This window comes from Micrococcus sp. GbtcB5 (assembly GCF_019091605.1).
Taxonomy (GTDB): Bacteria; Actinomycetota; Actinomycetes; order Actinomycetales; family Micrococcaceae; genus Micrococcus; species Micrococcus luteus.
In genome coordinates, this window is sequence record NZ_JAGXJK010000621.1 from 1 (window position 1) to 230 (window position 230).

At 78.3% G+C, this 230-nt stretch carries 1 pseudogene; it reads right to left on the reverse strand.

Annotated features, from left to right (window positions below):
- Positions 1–230 (reverse strand): annotated as a pseudogene (locus tag KVS67_RS13735) (DNA-3-methyladenine glycosylase I); the annotation flags it as partial.

Here is a 230-nt window from a genome sequence, read left to right on the forward strand (position 1 = left end):
CACGGACACCCCTCTAAGACACGAGCCGAGGAGGGGGGGGTCCACAGTCCCGGTGACCTCCAGCAGGGCGAGGGACGTGATCGGCCACACGAATCGGCAGCCGTGCGCCTTCAGCGCCCACGCGAGCGCGCGCGGCTCGTCCGTGGGCGAGGGGACCCGGGCCACCGCCTCCGGCCGCGGGGGCGGGGCCGGCCGGCGGGGCCAGACCTGGCCCCGCAGACCGCGGGCCG